The 2,399-nt window shown below is 66.9% G+C and carries 4 protein-coding genes; 2 read left to right on the forward strand and 2 right to left on the reverse strand.

The features are described 5' to 3' along the window. Positions 1-255: 255 nt before the first annotated feature. The gene (locus tag JCM9942_RS14205; RefSeq protein WP_054660487.1) at positions 256-705 is read left to right on the forward strand and encodes a universal stress protein; all 450 of its coding nucleotides are present in this window, start codon (positions 256-258) and stop codon (positions 703-705) included. A 159-nt stretch (positions 706-864) separates the two neighbouring features. Here the strand turns inward: JCM9942_RS14205 and JCM9942_RS14210 are convergent, their stop codons facing one another. After that, the gene (locus JCM9942_RS14210) at positions 865-1,140 is read right to left on the reverse strand and encodes a hypothetical protein (protein ID WP_054660489.1); all 276 of its coding nucleotides are present in this window, start codon (positions 1,138-1,140) and stop codon (positions 865-867) included. A gap of 78 nt (positions 1,141-1,218) precedes the next feature. Continuing rightward, positions 1,219-1,503, reverse strand: coding sequence for a DUF2782 domain-containing protein (locus JCM9942_RS14215; RefSeq protein ID WP_054660491.1), 285 nt, complete (start codon positions 1,501-1,503; stop codon positions 1,219-1,221). Positions 1,504-1,588: 85 nt separating this feature from the next. On the opposite strand from JCM9942_RS14215, the gene JCM9942_RS14220 reads away from it, so the two are divergent. After that, a partial coding sequence (locus JCM9942_RS14220; protein WP_304941150.1) for a 5'-3' exonuclease occupies positions 1,589-2,399 on the forward strand: 811 nt, incomplete at its 3' end.

The raw sequence follows: 2,399 nt of genomic DNA on the forward strand, positions 1-2,399 counted from the left end.
TCGTCTGCGCCACCGCCGCCCCGGGCAGCAGCGCCAGGGCCAGCACAAGTCCCAGAACGGTCGATGCGACACGGGTCATACGGAGCCATGGTGGGGAGCGTCAGCGGTCAGATCATAGGAGCCGGCGTGGTCCGGCCGTGAAAACACCGCCTCCGCCACCCGTCCGCCGGTTTGATCAGGGTCAAGGCGAAACCTGAACGTCTGGTATGTCATGGTGGTGTCCCCGCGCCCGCGGGTACTTTCAGGGAGCAGACCATGTACAAGAGCATTCTGATCGCCACCGATGGTTCCGAGCTTGCCGGCAAGGGCCTGGCCAAGGGCCTGGAACTGGCCGCGCAGCTGGGTGCGCATGTGGATATTGTCAACGTGTCCGAGCCGTGGGCGGTCGGCATGTATGACGCGATGGGCTGGAGCTCCGGCTATGAAGCCACACCGGAGTACAAGCAGGACCGCGAAGACGCCGCGCAGAAAATCCTGCAGCCGGCGCTGCAGGCCGCCCAGGCCGCCGGTGTCGCCGATGTGAAGACCCATCACGTACTGGACCGCTATGCGGCCGACGGCATCATCGACACTGCCCAGGCCTGTGGCAGCGATCTGCTGGTGATGACCTCGCACGGCCATCGCGGCATCTCGCGCGTGCTGCTGGGCAGCCAGACCGCCGAAGTGCTGGCCCGCAGCACGGTGCCGGTGCTGGTGATCCGCTGACATTCACGTCGTGCCGGCCCTGCGCCGGCACGACTGGACGAATCCGGCGTGTACCTGCGATCGCACTGCTGGCGACGCCCAGCGTCGCTTCTGGTCACAGTGCAGCGGGATCTGCCGTAGGGCGCCTGCACCCGCATGCGCGGCGGCAGGTCGCGCCGGTTACGCGCGGCGCCAGTTCAGGATGTTGTTTTCGCGTGGCGCGCGCAGTGCCAGGGTCTGCGATTCGTCCAGGCTGCCATCGGCCTGCACCACCACGTAGCGCGCATCGTCGCGGTCGAACAGCACCGGCACCGCGTCGCGGAACAGCGGGCGGCGTACGAAGCGCAGTTGCCAGCCGAAATGCTCCAGGGTTTCCACCGCCTGCTGCTGCGCGTGGTTGAGCCCGTTCTGCGACGGCGAGGGAGTCGGCGGCTGGCGGCGTTCAGTCGAATTCATGGGTGATGCTGGGGGCGGGGATGGGACATGACTCAAAGCAAGTCACGTTCCAACCTCCCCCGGTTGCGCTGCCGGCGATCACCAGCTGTACAGCTTCCAGTACACCGGCGAGGCGCCGTCCTTGTCGCTGTCCATACGACCGTCGCCGTTGCGGTCGTAGATGTAATACGGTGCGCCGCGTGCCGGGGTCACCTTGACCATGCGCAGCTGGCCCTGGATGCGGTATTCCTCGACGAGATCGCCGTTGTCCTGCGTGCGCGACACGACGTCAGCGCCGGCCACGTCCACGGGCGCATCGCCGCGCGTGCCGCTGCTGGCGCAACCGGCCAGTGCCAGCAGGGAAAACAGCATCAGGTTTTTCATGAAGGGCTCCGAGCGCCAGGTTGTGGTCTCGATTATGCGCTGTCCATGGCGCCGCCGGTGCGGGCGTGCCGCGTAGAATCGCCGCATGAGCAGATTAGTCCTGATTGACGGGTCCAGTTACCTGTATCGCGCGTTCCATGCGCTGCCGCCCCTGTCCAACGCCGCTGGCGAGCCCACCGGCGCCCTGTTCGGCGTGGTCAACATGCTGCGCGCCACGTTGAAGGAAAAGCCCGAATACGTCGCCTTCGTGGTCGATGCGCCGGGCAAGACCTTCCGCGACGAGCTGTATGCCGACTACAAGGCCAACCGGCCGCCGATGCCCGACGACCTGCGCGCGCAGGTGCAGCCGATGTGCGACATCGTGCAGGCGCTGGGCATCGACATCCTGCGCGTGCCAGGTGTGGAAGCCGATGACGTGATCGGCACCCTGGCGCTGCAGGCTGCTGCCGACGGGCTGGAAGTGACCATCTCCACCGGCGACAAGGACTTCGCCCAGCTGGTGCGACCGGGCGTGGTGCTGGTCAACACCATGACCGGCAGCCGCACCGATTCCGATGCCGCGGTGATGGACAAGTTCGGCGTGCGTGCCACGCAGATCGTCGACTACCTGGCGCTCATGGGCGACACCGTCGACAACGTGCCTGGCGTGGAGAAGTGCGGTCCCAAGACCGCCGCCAAGTGGCTGGCCGAGTACAACGACCTGGAGGGCGTGATTGCCGCCGCCCCGGGTATGAAGGGCAAGATCGGCGAAAACCTGCGCGCCGCGCTGCCGCGGCTGGCGCTGAACCGCGAGCTGGTCACCATCCGCACCGATGTGCCGCTGGAACAGGGCCCGCGCGACCTGAAGCTGCGCGAGCAGCACGCGGAGTCGCTGCGCGAGCTGTACGCGCGCTATG

It is taken from the genome of Stenotrophomonas pictorum JCM 9942 (assembly GCF_001310775.1).
Taxonomy (GTDB): domain Bacteria; phylum Pseudomonadota; class Gammaproteobacteria; order Xanthomonadales; family Xanthomonadaceae; genus Stenotrophomonas; species Stenotrophomonas pictorum.

What these genes read in the sequence shown, in the direction of transcription:
- JCM9942_RS14205 (WP_054660487.1), top strand. Translation starts at nt 256, where the DNA reads ATGTACAAGAGCATTCTGATCGCCACCGATGGTTCCGAGCTTGCCGGC.
- JCM9942_RS14210 (WP_054660489.1), bottom strand. Translation starts at nt 1,140, where the DNA reads ATGAATTCGACTGAACGCCGCCAGCCGCCGACTCCCTCGCCGTCGCAG.
- JCM9942_RS14215 (WP_054660491.1), bottom strand. Translation starts at nt 1,503, where the DNA reads ATGAAAAACCTGATGCTGTTTTCCCTGCTGGCACTGGCCGGTTGCGCC.